The sequence below is a fragment of the Pseudomonas sp. P7758 genome (assembly GCF_013386485.1).
Classification (GTDB): domain Bacteria; phylum Pseudomonadota; class Gammaproteobacteria; order Pseudomonadales; family Pseudomonadaceae; genus Aquipseudomonas.
The window spans coordinates 21,946-39,540 of the sequence record NZ_JACARS010000019.1; the positions used below are offsets into that span (position 1 = coordinate 21,946).

Below are 17,595 nucleotides of genomic sequence, written 5' to 3' on the forward strand. Positions count from 1 at the left end.
CTGAATGCATGAATGTCCGGCACACCTATGAACAGGTCGTTTTCGGCTAACTCGCAAGGCAGGGGAGTGTGCACACTGGCATCAAGCAAGCAGCTTGAAGGTTTGGTCACCCTCGGGATGCGCAGCTCACACAAAGCACTCTGCCCCGATCCTGTCACGGCTGGATCGGGGCTTTTTTTGAGCTGAAATTTGAGGTGAAGCTGCTGGCCCCTTCGAGCAAGCCCGCTCCCACAGTTGACCGCGTTTTTTCAGGAGGAACTCGGTCAAATGTGGGAGCGGGCTTGCTCGCGAAGGGGGCGCCTCGGTCTACCGCTGCAACACCAATATCCGCGACAACAACTCATCGCGGTCGATATAGCAGCCCTGGAAATGCCGTGCGCCGGACGCCGGATCAAACGCATTGCGCGCATGCAGGGTCCGGCGATTATCAAAGCACCACAGCTCGCCCGGATTCAGACGTTTGACCAGCCGAAAACGCTCCTCCCGGGTCATCGCAATAAACCGGCGATAGGCGCGATAGAGCAACGGCATCTGCTCTGCAGGCGCCTCAAACGGCCCGCGCAGAAAGTTGGCCATGCGAATCTCGGCGACTTCACCCAAGGCATCCAGAGCAATGATTGGCGCCAGCCGGCGATAGTCGCTGTGACGGTCCTTGTTGCGAAACTCCACGGGGATTTCACACAGTGCGCGAAAGGCCTCCGGGTCTTCATCGCGCAATGCCCGGGCAATCGCAAAACCGTCGACAAAAATACTCTCGCCCCCGTCGGCGTCGTTCACCAGGCAATGCAAGAACTGCAGCCCGGGTTGCAGCTCCCGCGTCGGCAAATCACTGTGCAGCGGCAGGTTGAATGCCGTGTAGGCGTTGCTGTCGGCATCGGCCTTGGACTGCACGTTGAACAGCACGCCGAAGTTGCTCTCGCGGATGAACGAAATGCGCTTGGCGATCAGCGCCAGCGAGCCAGGTTCGGTGGGCACGCCACGCACTTGCGTAAGGCCGCTGTCACGCAAAGCCAGCAGCCATTGCAGCAGGGCTTTCGGGTCTTCCATCAGCGCTGCGTAGTCGAATACGGGCAGCTCGAACCTGTGGTCCCACAGCCGGGATTTCGGCTTGGCCGCCCGGCGTTCGGCGCGGGACTCATCGTCGTAGGCGTGCGCCCGCAACCATCCGGGATCGTATTGGCTGCGATGCCCGCCACTCCATTCCACTGTCAGCAGACCCTGGTCGATACGTGCACTGAGGGCCGTGAGGTGTTCGTCCACATCGACGATTTCCAGCACCTGTTCACGGGTCACGCTGTAGACGCAAACAGGGCACGGGCAGTTGTCCCGCAGCCACTGGTGATGAAACGGGCTGACCCGCCCATCGGCCCATCGCACACTGAGGTGATCGCCGTGCACCTGCACATCGGCCAGGTCACTGATCAGTGGGTAAGTACGGAAGTCGGCAACAGCGGCGGCGGTTTGCATGGCGATTCCTTATTTTTGGGGTGGCAGTCCAATCACGCGGCCGAGCAGGGCGGGCTTCGGCAGGTCGGTTTGTTCGGCGCTGATGCTGGCAAGCTTGCCCAGCACCGCTTCACTGAATGGCGCCGAGTGCGGCCCGGCGAGGTCGACGTGGAGCAGCATCTGTTCGTTGCCCGCCAGCTCCTTTTCGTCGCCCACCAGGTGCAGGCTGTGATAGAGGTGCAGGCGCTTGCGGTCGTGGGCGATGAGTTGGGTGTGCACCTCGACGGCGGCGCCCAGTTTCACTTCGTGCAGGTAGTTGAGGTGCAACTCCAGGGTGAACAGCGAGTGGCCGCTGGCTTCGCGGTTTTCGCTGTCCAGGCCCAGGGTGTCCATCAGCGCATCGGTGGCGTAGCTGAAAATCAGCAGGTAGAACGCATCGCGCAGGTGGCCGTTGTAGTCGACCCACTCGGGGAGGATTTTGGTGGTGTAGGTGGTGAGTGCGGGCATGGTTCGGTTCCCGGTAGGTACGTGATCGTTCCCACGCTCTGCGTGGGAACGCCTCCTGTGACGCTCTGCGTCACGCGTTGGGACGCAGAGCGTCCTGGGCTGCATTCCCACGCAGAGCGTGGGAACGATCTTTACAGGGCTTATTCGGCGAAGGTCATACCGTGTTTTTCCTTGGTGGTCTTCACCGCCTCCAGCACCGCCAGCAGGCAATCATCACGATAGCGCTCCAGCGCCGAAATGCTGTGCTTGCCCAACTGATCGCTGGTGCCGTCCACCACGTCGTCAATCAATTTGTCGGTCAATTCCGGCGCCGGCAGATAGGTCCACGGCAGCTGCAAGGCCGGGCCGAACTGCGCCATGAAGTGCCGCATCCCGGCATCACCGCCCGCCAGCGTATAGGTCAGGAACGTGCCCATGAACGACCAGCGCAAACCGGCGCCAAAGCGAATCGCATCATCGATCTCGCCGGTGGTTGCCACACCATCGTTCACCAGGTGCAACGCCTCACGCCACAGGGCTTCCAGCAGCCGGTCAGCGATAAAACCGGGCACTTCCTTACGCACATGCAAAGGGCGCATGCCGAGGGATTCGTACACTTTGATTGCTGCCTGAATCGCTTCCGGCGCAGTGTTTTTGCCGCCTACCACTTCCACCAGCGGCAACAGGTAAACCGGGTTGAACGGATGCCCCACCACGCAACGTTCCGGGTGCGTGGAGCCTTCATAAAACTCGCTCGGCAACAGCCCCGAAGTACTCGAACCAATCAACGCATTCGGCTTGGCCGCCGCGCTGATTTTGCTGTGTAACTCCAGCTTCAATTCCAGGCGTTCCGGGGCGCTTTCCTGGATGAAGTCAGCGTCTTTCACGCACTCTTCAATCGTGGCCACAAAGCGCAGGCGGTCTTGCGAGGCGCCGGGTGCAAGGCCTTGTTTCTCGAGTGCGCCCCAGGCATTCGCGACACGTTTGCGCAGGGCCGCTTCGGCACCAGGCGCCGGGTCCCAGGCCACCACATCCAGGCCGTGGGCCAGGGCGCGGGATACCCAGCCGCTGCCGATAACACCGCTGCCCAGCGCGGCGAAGGTTTTGATTTCAGTGATAAAGCTCATGGCAAATTCCTAAAGAGTTCGGTGATTCTGTGTGAGAGCCAAGATCAAAATGTGGGAGCGGGCTTGCTCGCGAAAGCGGTCTGTCAGTTGATGCATTCGGTGGCTGATCCACCGCATTCGCGAGCAAGCCCGCTCCCACATTTGATTCGGTTCCTGCAGGGCGTCGTGCGGCGTGTCTTAGCCGCGCTTGGTCAGGCCCATCTTCACGCGGCCTTCGGCCGGGGTCATGACCCGCGCACCCAGGCGGCTGAGGATCTCGCTGGCGCGTTCCACCAACTGGCCGTTGGTCGCCAGCACGCCCTTGTCCAGCCACAGGTTGTCTTCCAGGCCGACCCGCACATTGCCGCCCAGCAGCACTGCTTGCGCCGCCATCGGCATCTGCATGCGACCAATGCCGAAGCCGGCCCACACCGCGTCAGCCGGCAGGTTGTCGACCATGGCTTTCATGGTGGTGGTGTCGGCCGGCGCGCCCCACGGGATGCCCAGGCACAGCTGGAACAACGGGTTGTCGAGCAAGCCTTCCTTGATCATCTGCTTGGCGAACCACAGGTGACCGGTGTCGAAAATCTCCAGCTCGGCTTTAACGCCCAGCTCTTGAATACGTTTGGCGCCAGCCCGCAGCTGGGCCGGGGTGGAGACGTAAATGGTGTCGCCGTCGCCAAAGTTCAGGGTGCCGCAGTCCAGGGTGCAGATTTCCGGCAGCAGCTCTTCCACGTGGGCCAGGCGGGTCAGCGGGCCCACCAGGTCGGTGTTGGGCCCGAATTCCATGGGGTTCTCGCCGCCACCGATTTCCAGGTCGCCACCCATGCCGGCGGTGAGGTTGACGATGATGTCGACGTCCGCCTCGCGGATGCGCTCCATCACTTCGCGGTACAGCGCCACGTCGCGGCTGAACTTGCCGGTCTCGGGGTCACGTACGTGGCAATGCACCACGGTGGCACCGGCCTTGGCTGCTTCCACCGCCGCGGCAGCGATTTGTTTGGGAGTGACCGGCACGTGAGGGCTTCTGGCGGTCGTGTCGCCAGCACCGGTGAGTGCGCAGGTGATGATGACGTCGTGGTTCATGAGGCAGGTTCCTTACAGGCGTGATTTTCAGGCGTAGTCATACCGTTCGCAGCCGGGAGCGGCTGCGAAACGGTGATTCAAGACAGGTTATTTGCTGGTCAATTGCAGGTTGGCTGCGGCGGGTTTGCCGTCGAAGGTGGTCACGCCTTCCAGCCAGCGCTGCTGGTCTTGCGGGTGATCCTTGAGCCATTGCCTGGCCGACTCGAAAGCGTCCTTGTGATCCAGCAGCGGCTGCATCATTCGGCTCTCGTCGGCGGCGGTGAAGGTCAGGTTGCTCAGCAACTTGTGCACGTTGGGGCATTGCTCGGCGTAGGTCGGCGAGGTGACGGACCACACGGTGGCCATGCCTTCGTTCGGGCCCAGCGCGTCATCACTGCCGGTGAGGTAAGTCATCGCCACGTTGACGTTCATCGGGTGCGGCGCCCAGCCGAAGAACACCACGGCCTCCTTGCGGCGCACGGCGCGGTCGACGGCGGCGAGCATGCCGGCCTCGCTGGATTCCACCAGTTGGAACTTGCCCAGGCCAAACTGATTCTTGGCGATCATCGCCTTGATCTGGGTGTTGGCGCCCGAGCCCGGTTCAATGCCGTAGATCTTGCCGCCCAGTTCTTTTTCAAACCTGGCGATGTCGGCGAAGGTCTTCAGGCCCTTGTCGGCCAGGTAAGTCGGCACCGCCAGGGTCGCGCGGGCGTCTTCCAGGGACGGCTTGTCGAGCACCTTGACCTGCTTGGCGTCGACAAACGGGGTGATGGTCTGGGTCATCAGCGGGTTCCAGTAGCCCAGGAACATGTCCAGGCGCTGGTCGCGAATACCGGCAAAGATGATTTGCTGGGACGCGCTGGTCTGTTTGGTCTTGTAGCCGAGGCCGTCGAGCAACACTTGAGTCATGGCACTGGTGGCGATTACGTCGGTCCAGTTCACCACGCCCATGCGCACGTTCTGGCAAGAAGCCGCATCGGCTGCCATGACGTTGGTGCTCAAAATGGCGCTGGCGCTGAGTGCGAGCACACAGCGGCTGATCAGTCGGTTCATGGTGGTTCCCTCGGCAGGTTGTTATTGTGGGTTCCGGCGTCTTTGTGCACCGTGCAGCCAAGTTACGCAGCTTGGTCCCCGACAAAACGCACGGCGGCGACCAGCTCTTGCACTGCAGCGACCTGCCCCCTTGAATGACCGATTGAACTGGCGTATCACAGTGACCACGCTGTCCGTCCTACGAGAGCGCTCCATGTCCCAGGATTTCTACTTTCTGCTGATGCCGGGCTTCTCCGCCATCGGCTTTATCTCCGCGATCGAACCTTTACGTGTCGCCAATCGTTTTCGCGGCGAGCTGTACCGCTGGCACGTCTTGAGCGCCGACGGCGGCGCGGTGCTGGCGAGCAATGGCATGTCGGTCAACGCCGACGCCGCGCTGGAGCCGCTGAAGAAAGGCTCGACCTTACTGGTGGTGGCCGGCTTCGAACCGCTGAAGTTCGCCACGCCCGCACTGGAACACTGGCTGCGTCGCCTTGACCACGACGGCGTGACCCTGGGCGCCATCGACACTGGCGCCTGCGTACTCGCCGAAGCCGGCCTGCTCGACGGCCACCGCCTGACCCTGCACTGGGAAGCCATCGACGCCTTCAAGGAGTCTTATCCACAGCTGACGGTAACCCAGGAGCTGTTCGAGATCGACCGCCGGCGCATCACCTCGGCGGGCGGCACCGCGTCCATCGACCTGATGCTCGACCTGATCAGCCAGGCTCACGGGCCAGAGTTGGCGATCCAGGTGTCCGAGCAATTCGTGCTCGGCCGCATCCGCCCGCGCAAAGACCACCAACGCATGCAGATCGCCACGCGCTACGGCATCAACAACAAGAAGTTGGTGCAGGTGATTGGGGAGATGGAACAGCACACGGAACCGCCGTTGAGCACACTGGCGCTGGCGGAGGCGATCAAGGTCACGCGGCGGCAGTTGGAGCGCTTGTTTCGGCTGCACCTGAACGACACACCGAGCAACTTCTACCTGGGTTTGCGCCTGGAAAAGGCTCGGCAGTTGTTGCGCCAGAGCGACCTGAGCGTGCTGGAGGTGAGCATCGCCTGCGGGTTTGAATCGCCGTCGTATTTCACCCGCAGCTACCGGGCAAGGTTTGCCAAGTGCCCAAGGGAAGATCGGCGCCGGGAAGCAGTATGAAAACCGCTATTGAAAACAACACAGATCAAATGTGGGAGCGGGCTTGCTCGCGAATGCGGTGGATCAGTCGTTACATGTATTGACTGACACACCGCATTCGCGAGCAAGCCCGCTCCCACAGGGGATGTGCGATGTAGCTTATTTCTTCAGCAGGGCTGAACACGCGGCCTTGTAAGCCTCATGCTGATACTTGTTCAGCGTCGCCGGCAGGGCAAAGTCGTGTTTCTTGTTCTGCGCATTGATGGTCTGCGGCGACAGCAGCGTCACTTCAACGCCGTCCAGCAACTGAAACACACCTTCAATCTTGAACGTAGTCGGGCCACCGGCGAATTCGCCTTTCTTGCTGCGCTTCTTGATGGCGATGCGGCTGATGCCGTTTTCCCGCACAAACGCGCTGACCTGAGCGGCGAAGGCCTTGACGTTGGCCGCCTCATCATCGTCTTCAAGGGCGATTTTCTTGGTGGCCAGGGCTGCATGGCTCAATGCCTGACCGTCGAGCGAGGCGACAGCAATAATGGCTTCGCTGCCTTTGATTTCGATGCCGCAGATTGTCATGAATAGCCTTGATTCTGAGTAGAGAGTGGAGGGGATTGTCGCTTATTCCTGCCCAATCGACTCCAAAAACTCCGACCGTTCATCACTCATCCGCGCCAGACAATCATTCTGCTGGATCGCATATGCCTTGCTTCCCGCCACTGCCGGAAAGGTATCTACGGCGCAATCCGCATCCCGTAACTTTTCCCACTTCTGCTGGGCATCCTTCAGACGAGCGGTAATGTCCGCCAACTGCGTCTTGTTGCTGCCATAGGTCGAACCCATGCGTTCCAGCAAGCCCTGGTAGTTATCCTTGAGCAGTTGTTCGGCGGTGGTTTTGTTGTAGGTGGCGCATTCCAGGGTTTGCTTGTCGTTCTCGATGCCATCGCAGGGCGTGCTGTCGGTGTCTTCAGCAGCGTGTACGCCGGTTGCGATGAGTGCCAAAGCCAGGAAAATCGATTTCATTGCGCCGTCTCATATCAGTTGATGAGCAAATTCTGGCTCAAGCGTAAGACAAAGAACAGACACCCGTCAGAGATGTCATGTTGGCCTTTGTCGCGGATTGACGCTTTCGGCAATTCCCTTGTCGTTTTTGCACCCGGCTCCTTCTGCCCCGGGGCATATGCTGGCCCCAAAGCGCCGGCAGACGATTCGGCGCATGAATCGCCAATAAGGGGACGCCTGATGAGCCCAGCCGAATTGCACGCCGACAGCATCGTTATCGACGGGCTGATCATTGCCAAGTGGAACCGCGACCTGTTCGAAGACATGCGCAAGGGTGGCCTCACCGCTGCCAACTGCACCGTGTCGGTATGGGAAGGGTTCCAGGCCACCATTAACAACATCGTGGCCAGCCAGACCCTGATTCGCGAAAACAGCGACCTGGTGATCCCGGTGAAAACCACCGCCGATATCCGTCGCGCCAAGGAACAGGGCAAGACCGGCATCATCTTCGGATTCCAGAACGCCCACGCGTTTGAAGACCAGCTCGGCTATGTCGAGATCTTCAAGCAGCTCGGGGTTGGCGTGGTGCAGATGTGCTACAACACCCAGAACCTGGTGGGCACCGGCTGCTATGAGCGCGATGGCGGCCTGTCGGGCTTCGGTCGCGAGGTCGTCGCCGAGATGAACCGCGTCGGCATCATGTGCGACCTGTCCCACGTGGGCTCCAAGACTTCCGAAGAAGTCATCCTCGAATCGAAAAAGCCGGTGTGCTACTCCCACTGCCTGCCTTCAGGCCTCAAAGAGCACCCGCGCAACAAGTCCGATGAAGAGCTGAAGTTCATCGCCGACCACGGTGGCTTTGTCGGCGTGACCATGTTCGCGCCGTTCCTGGCCAAGGGCATCGACTCGACCATCGACGACTACGCCGAAGCCATCGAATACACCATGAACATCGTGGGCGAAGACGCCATCGGCATCGGCACCGACTTCACCCAGGGCCATGGCCAGGATTTCTTCGAAATGCTGACCCACGACAAGGGCTACGCCCGCCGCCTGACCAGCTTCGGCAAGATCATCAACCCGCTGGGCATCCGCACCGTGGGCGAGTTCCAGAACCTCACCGAGACCCTGCTCAAGCGCGGCCATCCCGAGCGCGTGGTGCGCAAGATCATGGGCGAAAACTGGGTCAACGTCCTGAAGGACGTCTGGGGCGAATAAGCCACCACTCACGCCTCTTTTCCCCCAACCTTATGCGTTGGGGGCTTACCAAAGCATTTTCCGGAGTTAAGTTTCCATGGCCAAGATCGCCCCTCAATTGCCTATCGAAGTCGACAGCGAAACCGGTGTCTGGACCTCCGACGCCCTGCCGATGCTGTACGTGCCGCGCCATTTCTTCGTCAATAATCACATGGGGATCGAAGAAGTCCTGGGCAGCGAGGCCTACGCCGAAATCCTCTACAAGGCCGGCTACAAATCCGCCTGGCACTGGTGTGAAAAAGAAGCTGAATGCCATGGCCTGGAAGGCGTCGCAGTGTTCGAGCACTACATGAAGCGCCTGTCGCAGCGCGGCTGGGGCCTGTTCAAGATCCAGGACATCGACCTCGATAAAGGCACCGCCAGCGTCAAGCTCGAGCACTCGGCATTCGTCTACGTGTACGGCAAGGTCGGGCGCAAGGTCGACTACATGTTCACCGGCTGGTTTGCCGGCGCGATGGACCAGATTCTCGAAGCCCGCGGCAGCAAGATCCGCACCGTTGCGGAACAGGTCTACGGCGGCTCCGAAGAGGGCCACGACGACGGCCTGTTCACCGTCAAGCCGTTGTAAGTCGAGGACCCTGCCATGGCTTTCGAAGCAATGTTTGCGCCGATCCAGATCGGCAAACTGACCATCCGCAACCGCGTGCTCAGTACCGCCCACGCCGAGGTGTATGCCACCGACGGCGGCATGACCACCGACCGCTATGTGAAGTACTACGAAGAGAAAGCCAAGGGCGGGATCGGCCTGGCGATCTGCGGCGGTTCTTCCAGTGTCGCCATCGACAGCCCGCAAGGCTGGTGGAAGTCGGTGAACCTGGCGGATGACCGGATCATCCCGCACTTCCAGAACCTGGCCGACGCCATGCACAAGCATGGCGCCAAGATCATGATCCAGATTACCCACATGGGCCGTCGCTCGCGCTGGGACGGCGAGCATTGGCCCACGCTGCTGTCGCCCTCGGGCATCCGCGAGCCGGTGCACCGCGCCACCTGCAAGACCATCGAGCCTGAAGAAATCTGGCGGGTGATCGGCAACTACGCTACCGCTGCGGCACGGGCCAAGGCCGGTGGCCTGGACGGTGTGGAGCTGTCGGCGGTGCACCAGCACATGATCGACCAGTTCTGGAGCCCTCGGGTCAACAAACGTACTGACGAATGGGGCGGCAGCTTCGAAAACCGCATGCGTTTCGGCCTTGAGGTGTTGAAGGCGGTGCGCAAGGAAGTCGGCCCGGATTTCTGCGTCGGCATCCGTTTGTGCGGCGACGAATTCCATCCGGACGGCTTGTCCCACGAGGACATGAAACAGATCGCCAAGTACTACGACGACACCGGCATGCTCGACTTCATCGGCGTGGTCGGCTCGGGGTGCGACACCCACAACACCCTGGCCAACGTTATCCCGAACATGAGTTATCCACCGGAGCCGTTCCTGCACCTGGCGGCCGGCATCAAGGAAGTGGTCAAGGCCCCGGTGCTGCACGCGCAGAACATCAAGGACCCGAACCAGGCCACGCGCATCCTGGAAGGCGGCTACGTGGACATGGTCGGCATGACCCGCGCCCACATCGCCGACCCGCACCTGATCGCCAAGATCAAGATGGGCCAGATCGACCAGATCAAACAGTGCGTCGGCGCCAACTACTGCATCGACCGCCAGTACCAGGGCCTGGATGTGCTGTGCATCCAGAACGCCGCCACTTCCCGTGAATACATGGGCGTGCCGCACATCATCGAGAAATCCACCGGGCCAAAACGCAAAGTCGTGGTGGTGGGGGCTGGCCCGGCCGGGATGGAAGCGGCGCGGGTGGCTGCCGAACGTGGCCACGACGTGACGCTGTTCGAGAAGAAAGAATTTATCGGCGGGCAAATCACCACTGCATCGAAAGCCCCGCAGCGTGACCAGATTGCCGGGATCACCCGCTGGTTCCAGTTGGAACTGGCGCGCCTGAACGTCGACCTGCGCCTGGGCGTGGCGGCGGACGCGGCGACCATCCTCGACCTGCGCCCGGACGTGGTGGTGCTGGCGGTGGGCGGTCATCCGTTCCTGGAGCAGAACGAACACTGGGGCGCGGCTGAAGGCCTGGTGGTCAGCAGCTGGGACGTGCTCGACGGCAAGGTTCTACCTGGCAAGAACGTGCTGGTGTACGACACCATCTGCGAGTTCACCGGCATGTCGGTGGCCGACTTCCTCGCGGACAAGGGCAGCCAGGTCGAGATCGTCACCGACGACATCAAGCCGGGCGTGGCCGTGGGCGGTACGTCGTTCCCGACGTACTACCGCAGCATGTACCCCAAGGAAGTGATCATGACCGGCGACATGATGCTGGAAAAGGTCTACCGCGAAGGCGACAAGCTGGTGGCGGTGCTGGAGAACGAATACACCGGGGCCAGGGAAGAGCGGGTGGTGGACCAGGTGGTGGTCGAGAACGGCGTGCGTCCGGACGAAGAGCTCTACTACGGGCTCAAGGCAGGCTCGCGCAACAAGGGCCAGATGGACATCGAGGCCCTGTTCGCGATCAAGCCGCAGCCGTGCCTGAGCGAGCCGGGCGAGGGGTACTTGCTGTTCCGCATTGGTGACTGCGTGGCCCAGCGTAATACCCACGCGGCCATCTATGACGCCCTGCGCCTGTGCAAGGATTTCTGACGAGGTGTACTCGGTCAAATGTGGGAGCGGGCTTGCTCGCGAAAGCGGTGTGTCAGCCACTGGATGCATCGACTGACACGCTGCCTTCGCGAGCAAGCCCGCTCCCACATTTCGGGCCAGTTTCACAGTAGACCTGTGTGGTCTTCGGGAGCTTCACCATGTTGAACACCCTTCTTCCCATCCTGCTCTTCGCCGCCCTGGGCCTTGCCGTCCTCGGCGCGCTGCGCCGGGTGAACATGTGGCGCCGCGGCCGGTCCTCCAAGGTCGACTTGCTCGGCGGCCTGTTGGCCATGCCCAAGCGCTACATGGTCGACCTGCACCATGTGGTCGCCCGCGACAAATACATCGCCAACACCCACGTCGCCACCGCCCTGGGCTTTGTGCTCTCGGCGCTGCTGGCGATCCTGGTGCACGGTTTCGGCCTGCATAACCGCATCCTCGGCTACGCCTTGCTGTTGGCTTCGGTGCTGATGTTTGTCGGCGCCACCCTCGTCTACCTGCGCCGTCGCAACCCGCCTGCACGCCTGTCGAAAGGCCCGTGGATGCGCCTGCCGAAAAGCCTGATGGCGTTCTCGGTGAGCTTCTTCCTGGTGACCTTGCCGGTGGCCGGGATTCTGCCGGCGGACTTCGGCGGCTGGCTGCTCGCCGCGCTGCTGAGCCTGGGCGTGCTGTGGGGCGTGTCGGAAATGTTCTTCGGCATGACCTGGGGCGGCCCGATGAAACACGCCTTCGCCGGTGCCCTGCACTTGGCCTGGCACCGCCGCGCCGAACGCTTCGGCGGCGGCCGTTCCACCGGTTTGAAACCCCTGGACCTCGCGGATAAAAGCGCGCCCCTGGGCGTGGAAAAACCGGTGGATTTCACCTGGAACCAACTGCTCGGCTTCGACGCCTGCGTGCAGTGCGGCAAGTGCGAAGCCGCGTGCCCGGCGTTCGCCGCCGGCCAGCCACTGAACCCGAAAAAACTTATCCAGGACATGGTCGTCGGCCTGGCCGGTGGCACCGACGCCAAGTTCGCCGGCAGCCCGTATCCTGGCAAAGCCATCGGCGAACACAGCGGCAACCCGCACCAGCCAATCGTCAATGGCCTGGTGGACGCCGAGACCCTGTGGTCGTGCACCACTTGCCGCGCCTGCGTGGAAGAGTGCCCGATGATGATCGAGCACGTGGACGCCATCGTCGACATGCGCCGCCACCTCACCCTGGAAAAAGGCGCGACCCCGAACAAGGGCGCCGAAGTCCTGGAAAACCTGATCGCCACCGACAACCCGGGCGGTTTCGCACCGGGCGGGCGGATGAACTGGGCGGCGGATTTGAACCTGCCCTTGCTCAGCGACAGGAAAACCGTCGACGTGCTGTTCTGGGTCGGCGACGGTGCCTTCGACATGCGCAACCAGCGCACCCTGCGCTCGTTCGTCAAAGTGCTGAAAGCCGCCAAGGTCGACTTCGCCGTACTGGGCCTTGAGGAGCGCGACAGCGGCGACGTGGCCCGGCGCCTGGGCGATGAAGCGACTTTCCAGCTGCTGGCCGCACGCAATATCCAGACCCTGGCCAAGTACAGCTTCAAGCGCATCGTCACCTGCGACCCCCACAGTTTCCACGTGCTGAAAAACGAATACGGCGCCTTCGATGGCAACTACCTCGTGCAGCACCACAGCACCTACATGGCCGAACTGATCGACGCCGGCGCCCTGAACCTGGGCCAGCACAAAGGCAACAGCGTGACCTATCACGACCCGTGCTACCTGGGCCGCTACAACGGTGAGTACGAGGCACCGCGCCAAGTGCTGCGGGCGCTGGGGATCGAGGTCAAGGAAATGCAGCGCTCCGGTTTCCGCTCGCGCTGCTGCGGTGGCGGTGGCGGGGCGCCGATCACCGATATTCCCGGCAAGCAGCGGATTCCCGACATGCGCATGGAAGACATCCGCGAGACCGGCGCCGAACTGGTGGCCGTGGGTTGTCCACAGTGCACGGCGATGCTGGAAGGCGTGGTCGAACCGCGTCCGTTGATCAAGGACATTGCCGAACTGGTAGCTGACGCGTTGCTTGAAGACGCGGCACCGGCCAAGGCGCCGAAACGCGAACCTGCGGAGGTGCATTGATGAGCGACATTATCCGCCGCGACCCACGGGCCGAATGGATCGCCCGTAACCGCCTGCACCCGCTGCACGCGGCGATGCAGCCGGTGCAACACAGCTGGATGGGGCCCAATGGGGTCATCCGCAAGAACGTGCACGGTGTCGGTTTTATCGGCCCCAACGGCATCAAGCGTATTGACCGCAGCGGCGCCCAGCAGGGCGGCGCGGCCAAGCGTACGGCAGCGGTGGAAGTGCAGTTGCCGCTGCATCAGGTACCGGCGCCCGCTTTCTACATCAACGTGGTGCCGGACATGGTCGGCGGCCGCCTGAGCAGCCACGACCGCGACTTGCTGGGCCTGGCCCGGCAACTGGCCGGCGACGACGGTGCGGTATTGGCCGTGGTGTTCGGCGAGCACAAGGAAAACGCCTTCGCCACTGCCGGTGTGGATCGGCTGCTGGTGTTGGACGGGCATGAATTCGACGGTTATTCACCGGAGCAACGGGTTCACGGTCTGCGGGCTGTGGATAACCAGTTCAACCCGCGCCACTGGTTGCTGCCGGACAGCCGCAGCGGCGGTGGTGAATTGGGGCGGCGCTTTGCCGCCAGCCTCAAGGAGCGCCCGGCCACGCGGGTCTGGCAGATCAAGGGCCAGGAATGTATTGGCCGTGCGGGTGCCGGCCAGCAAGACCTGGCCCGGCCACTGCCACGCATAATCCTGGCGGCGGCGGAATGCGCCGAGCCTGTCAGCGATACCCGTCACGAAGTGTTGCCGGTGGAGTTATCCACAAGCCTGGCCCGCAGCTTGCCGCGCATTGAGGATTTGGGCGCGGTGGCCGTGGACCCGGGGGCAATTCCCATGGCCGAAGCCGAGTTCATCTTCTCGGGCGGCAACGGGGTCAAGGACTGGGCACTGTTCCACCAGACCGCTGCCGCGTTGGGCGCTACAGAAGGCGCCTCGCGGGTGGCGGTGGATGACGGCTTCATGGCCCGGGATCGCCAGGTCGGTGCCAGCGGTACCTGGGTCACCGCGCGGGTTTACGTGGCGGTGGGGATTTCCGGGGCGATCCAGCACCTTCAAGGCATTGGTGCCTGCGACAAGGTGGTGGCGATCAACCTCGACCCGGGCTGCGACATGATCAAGCGTGCCGACCTGTCGGTGATCGGCGAAAGCGCCGCGATACTGCAAGCCTTGATCGTTGCGGTCGAGGCCTACCGCCACGGCGCCAAGCGCGATGCGGCTTAAGGAAATGGCCATGACGACGAATGTAATCAGCCTGGTGTCCATCGGCGCCCACCCGACTTCAGGCCGCCCACGCCGCGCCGAGCAAGATGCGCGCGCTGTGGAACTGGGCCTGCAACTGGCTGGGGATAACCTGCAAGTGCTGCACGCCGGCGACATCGGCGAACCCACCCTGCGCGCTTACCTGGGCATGGGCTTGCCGCAGTTGCACGTGCTTGAACAACCGGCCGGGGCAGACGCCTTGCCGGTGCTCGGCGACTATCTGCGGGACGCGGGCGCCCAAGTGGTGCTCACCGGCAGCCAGGCGGAAACCGGCGAAGGCTCGGGCATGTTGCCGTTCCTGCTGGCCGAGCAACTGGGTTGGCCGTTGATTGTCGGCCTGGCCCAGGTGGAATCCATCGAAGGCGGCGTGGCCCATGTGCTGCAGGCCTTGCCTCGCGGCCAACGGCGGCGGCTGAAGGTGCGCCTGCCGTTTATGGCCACGGTGGATAACGCGGCGCCCAAGCCACGGCAAAGCGCCTACGGCCCGGCGCAACGCGGTGAGCTGACGGCCCATGACGTCGAGGTGTTGGAGGATGAGTTATTCACAGGCGCTGTATTGCAGCCGGCCAAGCCTCGGCCCAAGCGCCTCAAGGTGATCAAGGCCAAAAGCGGTGCCGACCGGATGAAGGCCGCTACGGCCAAGGCCAGCGGCGGCGGTGGGCAGGTGCTCAAGGGCGTGAGTCCGGAGGCGGGCGCTGAAGCCATTCTTAAATTGCTTATAGAAGAAGGTGTAGTGCGCTGATCCACTGTGGGAGCGGGCTTGCTCGCGAAGGCGGTGTGTCAGGTAACTCATGTACCGACTGATCCGCCGCTTTCGCGAGCAAGCCCGCTCCCACACTGTTTTGCGGCGATTGTGGCTTTACCCACAATCCCTGTTAACCCACCTGTGGATAACCTGTTCGCGGCTGTCCACACCCCATGCAAATCAAGCCCTCCAGCTCGCTGTACGAAAAACAACCAACCTAACTGACGGTTTTTCCTTGGGTTTTTCTGTGGATAAGGAAAATGCCCAGTACAGACTTGCCCCCAAAGTCTGTTGGTGCTTCTGTGGATAAGATGTTCGCTATCCGCTGTAGGCCATATAAAACGTGGCTTACAGTGTGTTGATTAAAATGTAACCAATATCGCTATTCCGGCTGATTTTCGCTTTCAAAGCCGCGATTTTCCTCGGTTTAAGCCGGTTTTCCACAGATGGTCCAAAGTTGCCCCCAAAGTCTGTTGGCGCTTCTGTGGATAAGGTGTTTGCGTTCCTCTGTAGCCCATGCAAGACGTGGCTTTCAGGCTTTAGGTCAAAAAATGATCAATGTGGGATAGAACCGGTACCTTTGAATAAGTCACGGATTTTATTGGTTTTATTTCGACGAGAAAGCGCAGTTGCCCACAATTGCTGTGGGTGGCTTTGTGGATAAGTTGTTGGGCAATGGCTGGAAGTAAGGCGGGCAGCGGTCTGTCACGGTGTTGGATGAATTTTGTACAGTCACAAACCAGTGTGGGGCCGGGCAAGCCCGGCTCCCACATTTTGATCGGCGGCGTGTCAGCCGGTTACTCGTGTACGGCGACGCCTTTCAGATACGGCGCTGGCGCCGCCCCCAGGTTGCTCAGCATCCGCTCGCTGTACCAGTCCACAAAGTTGACCACACCAAACTCATAGGTCTTGGAGTACGGACCTGGCTGATACGCGGTGGAGTTGATGCCGCGCTGGTTCTCTTCGGCCAGGCGACGGTCCTGGTCGTTGGTGGCGTCCCACACTTTGCGCATGCGCTCGACGTCGTAGTCCACACCCTCCACGGCGTCCTTGTGCACGATCCACTTGGTGGTGACCATGGTTTCCTGGGCACTGATCGGCCACACGGTGAACACAATGATGTGGTCGCCCATGCAGTGGTTCCACGAGTGAGGCAGGTGCAGGATGCGCATCGAGCCCAGGTCCGGGTTCTTGATGCGGCCCATCAGCTTGTTGCAGCCTTGCTTGCCGTCGAGGGTCATCGACACGGTGCCCTTGAGCAGCGGCATGCGCACGATGCGGTTACGCAGGCCGAAGCTGGCGTGGGCGTAAGGGATCTTTTCGGCATCCCAGGCGGCGGCGGAGGCGGCCACGTGGTCCTTGAAGGCCTGGTCGGCCCGCGGGTCGGTAACGTCGTCCCATTCCAGCAGGGTTTTCAACAGTTCCGGGTGCGACGCGTTGCAGTGGTAGCACTCGCGGTTGTTTTCCAGCACCAGCTTCCAGTTGGCTTTTTCAAACAAGGTGGTCTGGATCGCCACCTTGGTGTTCTCCATGTCGTAGGGTTCCATGTAGTGGCTCAAGGTCGACAGGAAGTCGTCGATGGCCGGCGGGTTCTCCGACAGGCTGATAAAGATGTAGCCACCGGCGGTCTTCACATTCACCGGCTTGAGGCCGTATTGCTTCATGTCGAAGTCGGCGCCCATTTCGGTACCGGCGAACAGCAGGCGGCCGTCCAGTTCATACGTCCACTGGTGGTAATGGCACACCAGCTTGGCAACCTTGCCCTTGTCGCTGGTGCACAAGCGCGAACCGCGGTGGCGACACACGTTATGGAATGCGTGCACTACACCGTCGGCGCCACGGATCACGATGATCGGGTTCTTGCCCACTTGCAGGGTGATGTAGTTGCCCTTGGCGGGGATCTCGCAGGTCATGCCGGCGATCAACCACTCTTTCTGGAAAATTTCCTGCATGTCGATATCGAACAGCCGTTCATCAGAGTAAAACGGCTGTGGCAGCGAAAAGGTCCGCTCGCGTTCTTGCAGCATTTGCGCAGTGGCCTTGCGTGCGGGTTCCAGCGGATCGCCCAAGCTTAAGGTTGCGGTGACGTCCATCGTGTGTGTCCTCATGGCCATTCTGTGTGGCCGGCGAATAGTGGCTAGGTTTTGCAGCAAGGCGTAAAGAAAGCGTCTTTGTTGGGAGCGAGTGTGGGCCCCACAACGGCCAGAACCTTATCCATGAACGACATGGCCCACTCTGTTCCCGACGCGCAACCCCCGTGGTATGGGGGCTGGTCGCTATAAGTATGTGAATGTCGCAGATAGGTAAATGGGTGGTTCT

Annotated in this window: 15 protein-coding genes; 7 read left to right on the forward strand and 8 right to left on the reverse strand. The window is 61.6% G+C overall.

Translation table 11 applies throughout. From position 1 onward, the window contains the following. Positions 1-306 precede the first annotated feature (306 nt). The 5 genes from HX873_RS05505 to HX873_RS05525 all read right to left on the reverse strand — a co-directional run bounded on the left by HX873_RS05505 (position 307) and on the right by HX873_RS05525 (position 5,156). Positions 307-1,467: a gamma-butyrobetaine dioxygenase gene (locus HX873_RS05505; RefSeq protein WP_003216919.1), complete on the reverse strand. Its 1,161-nt coding sequence runs from the start codon at positions 1,465-1,467 to the stop codon at positions 307-309. 9 nt (positions 1,468-1,476) lie between these two features. Further along, a complete protein-coding gene (locus tag HX873_RS05510) occupies positions 1,477-1,953 on the reverse strand; it encodes a thioesterase family protein (protein WP_008430629.1) in 477 nt (158 codons plus the stop codon). Between the two features lie 140 nt (positions 1,954-2,093). After that, the gene (locus HX873_RS05515) at positions 2,094-3,059 is read right to left on the reverse strand and encodes an L-carnitine dehydrogenase (RefSeq protein WP_017476440.1); all 966 of its coding nucleotides are present in this window, start codon (positions 3,057-3,059) and stop codon (positions 2,094-2,096) included. A 177-nt stretch (positions 3,060-3,236) separates the two neighbouring features. After that, positions 3,237-4,124, reverse strand: a complete 888-nt coding sequence (locus HX873_RS05520) for a 3-keto-5-aminohexanoate cleavage protein (RefSeq protein WP_003216924.1) — start codon at positions 4,122-4,124, stop codon at positions 3,237-3,239. 87 nt (positions 4,125-4,211) lie between these two features. Further along, on the reverse strand, positions 4,212-5,156 hold the full coding sequence (locus tag HX873_RS05525; protein ID WP_003216926.1) for a choline ABC transporter substrate-binding protein: 945 nt from the start codon (positions 5,154-5,156) through the stop codon (positions 4,212-4,214). Between the two features lie 193 nt (positions 5,157-5,349). On the opposite strand from HX873_RS05525, the gene HX873_RS05530 reads away from it, so the two are divergent. After that, positions 5,350-6,294 carry a GlxA family transcriptional regulator gene (locus HX873_RS05530; RefSeq protein WP_003216927.1) on the forward strand — a complete coding sequence of 315 codons (945 nt, stop codon included), beginning with the start codon at positions 5,350-5,352 and terminating at the stop codon, positions 6,292-6,294. 138 nt (positions 6,295-6,432) lie between these two features. On the opposite strand, the gene HX873_RS05535 is transcribed toward HX873_RS05530, so the two are convergent. Further along, positions 6,433-6,849, reverse strand: a complete 417-nt coding sequence (locus HX873_RS05535; RefSeq protein WP_177080643.1) for a DUF3010 family protein — start codon at positions 6,847-6,849, stop codon at positions 6,433-6,435. A gap of 42 nt (positions 6,850-6,891) precedes the next feature. Next, positions 6,892-7,293, reverse strand: coding sequence for a lysozyme inhibitor LprI family protein (locus HX873_RS05540; RefSeq protein ID WP_003216930.1), 402 nt, complete (start codon positions 7,291-7,293; stop codon positions 6,892-6,894). Positions 7,294-7,512: 219 nt separating this feature from the next. Here HX873_RS05540 and HX873_RS05545 point away from each other — a divergent pair, with 219 nt between their 5' ends. The 6 genes from HX873_RS05545 to HX873_RS05570 all read left to right on the forward strand — a co-directional run bounded on the left by HX873_RS05545 (position 7,513) and on the right by HX873_RS05570 (position 15,273). After that, the gene (locus tag HX873_RS05545) at positions 7,513-8,490 is read left to right on the forward strand and encodes a dipeptidase (protein ID WP_177122462.1); all 978 of its coding nucleotides are present in this window, start codon (positions 7,513-7,515) and stop codon (positions 8,488-8,490) included. Between the two features lie 76 nt (positions 8,491-8,566). Beyond that, a complete protein-coding gene (locus HX873_RS05550; RefSeq protein WP_008430647.1) occupies positions 8,567-9,097 on the forward strand; it encodes a DUF5943 domain-containing protein in 531 nt (176 codons plus the stop codon). A 15-nt stretch (positions 9,098-9,112) separates the two neighbouring features. Continuing rightward, positions 9,113-11,173 (forward strand): dimethylglycine demethylation protein DgcA, encoded by a 2,061-nt coding sequence (gene dgcA / locus HX873_RS05555; RefSeq protein ID WP_087694764.1) that lies wholly within the window; start codon positions 9,113-9,115, stop codon positions 11,171-11,173. Between the two features lie 158 nt (positions 11,174-11,331). After that, complete coding sequence (dgcB, locus tag HX873_RS05560) at positions 11,332-13,272, forward strand: dimethylglycine demethylation protein DgcB (RefSeq protein ID WP_087694763.1); 1,941 nt, start codon at positions 11,332-11,334, stop codon at positions 13,270-13,272. Further along, on the forward strand, positions 13,272-14,492 hold the full coding sequence (locus HX873_RS05565) for an electron transfer flavoprotein subunit alpha/FixB family protein (RefSeq protein ID WP_087694762.1): 1,221 nt from the start codon (positions 13,272-13,274) through the stop codon (positions 14,490-14,492). The genes dgcB and HX873_RS05565 overlap by 1 nt, the downstream gene beginning before the upstream one ends. 10 nt (positions 14,493-14,502) lie before the next feature. After that, a complete protein-coding gene (locus HX873_RS05570; RefSeq protein WP_102370063.1) occupies positions 14,503-15,273 on the forward strand; it encodes an electron transfer flavoprotein subunit beta in 771 nt (256 codons plus the stop codon). Between the two features lie 800 nt (positions 15,274-16,073). On the opposite strand, the gene gbcA is transcribed toward HX873_RS05570, so the two are convergent. Next, positions 16,074-17,369 carry a glycine-betaine demethylase subunit GbcA gene (gene gbcA / locus HX873_RS05575; RefSeq protein WP_003216945.1) on the reverse strand — a complete coding sequence of 432 codons (1,296 nt, stop codon included), beginning with the start codon at positions 17,367-17,369 and terminating at the stop codon, positions 16,074-16,076. Between the last annotated feature and the right edge of the window lie 226 nt (positions 17,370-17,595).

Excerpts from the sequence above, each read along its gene's own strand:
- HX873_RS05550 (WP_008430647.1), top strand. The coding sequence starts at position 8,567 with ATGGCCAAGATCGCCCCTCAATTGCCTATCGAAGTCGACAGCGAAACC.
- HX873_RS05565 (WP_087694762.1), top strand. The coding sequence starts at position 13,272 with ATGAGCGACATTATCCGCCGCGACCCACGGGCCGAATGGATCGCCCGT.
- gbcA (WP_003216945.1), bottom strand. The coding sequence starts at position 17,369 with ATGGACGTCACCGCAACCTTAAGCTTGGGCGATCCGCTGGAACCCGCA.
- HX873_RS05515 (WP_017476440.1), bottom strand. The coding sequence starts at position 3,059 with ATGAGCTTTATCACTGAAATCAAAACCTTCGCCGCGCTGGGCAGCGGT.
- HX873_RS05540 (WP_003216930.1), bottom strand. The coding sequence starts at position 7,293 with ATGAAATCGATTTTCCTGGCTTTGGCACTCATCGCAACCGGCGTACAC.
- HX873_RS05505 (WP_003216919.1), bottom strand. The coding sequence starts at position 1,467 with ATGCAAACCGCCGCCGCTGTTGCCGACTTCCGTACTTACCCACTGATC.
- HX873_RS05510 (WP_008430629.1), bottom strand. The coding sequence starts at position 1,953 with ATGCCCGCACTCACCACCTACACCACCAAAATCCTCCCCGAGTGGGTC.
- HX873_RS05520 (WP_003216924.1), bottom strand. The coding sequence starts at position 4,124 with ATGAACCACGACGTCATCATCACCTGCGCACTCACCGGTGCTGGCGAC.
- HX873_RS05570 (WP_102370063.1), top strand. The coding sequence starts at position 14,503 with ATGACGACGAATGTAATCAGCCTGGTGTCCATCGGCGCCCACCCGACT.
- HX873_RS05525 (WP_003216926.1), bottom strand. The coding sequence starts at position 5,156 with ATGAACCGACTGATCAGCCGCTGTGTGCTCGCACTCAGCGCCAGCGCC.
- dgcB (WP_087694763.1), top strand. The coding sequence starts at position 11,332 with ATGTTGAACACCCTTCTTCCCATCCTGCTCTTCGCCGCCCTGGGCCTT.
- HX873_RS05530 (WP_003216927.1), top strand. The coding sequence starts at position 5,350 with ATGTCCCAGGATTTCTACTTTCTGCTGATGCCGGGCTTCTCCGCCATC.
- HX873_RS05535 (WP_177080643.1), bottom strand. The coding sequence starts at position 6,849 with ATGACAATCTGCGGCATCGAAATCAAAGGCAGCGAAGCCATTATTGCT.
- HX873_RS05545 (WP_177122462.1), top strand. The coding sequence starts at position 7,513 with ATGAGCCCAGCCGAATTGCACGCCGACAGCATCGTTATCGACGGGCTG.
- dgcA (WP_087694764.1), top strand. The coding sequence starts at position 9,113 with ATGGCTTTCGAAGCAATGTTTGCGCCGATCCAGATCGGCAAACTGACC.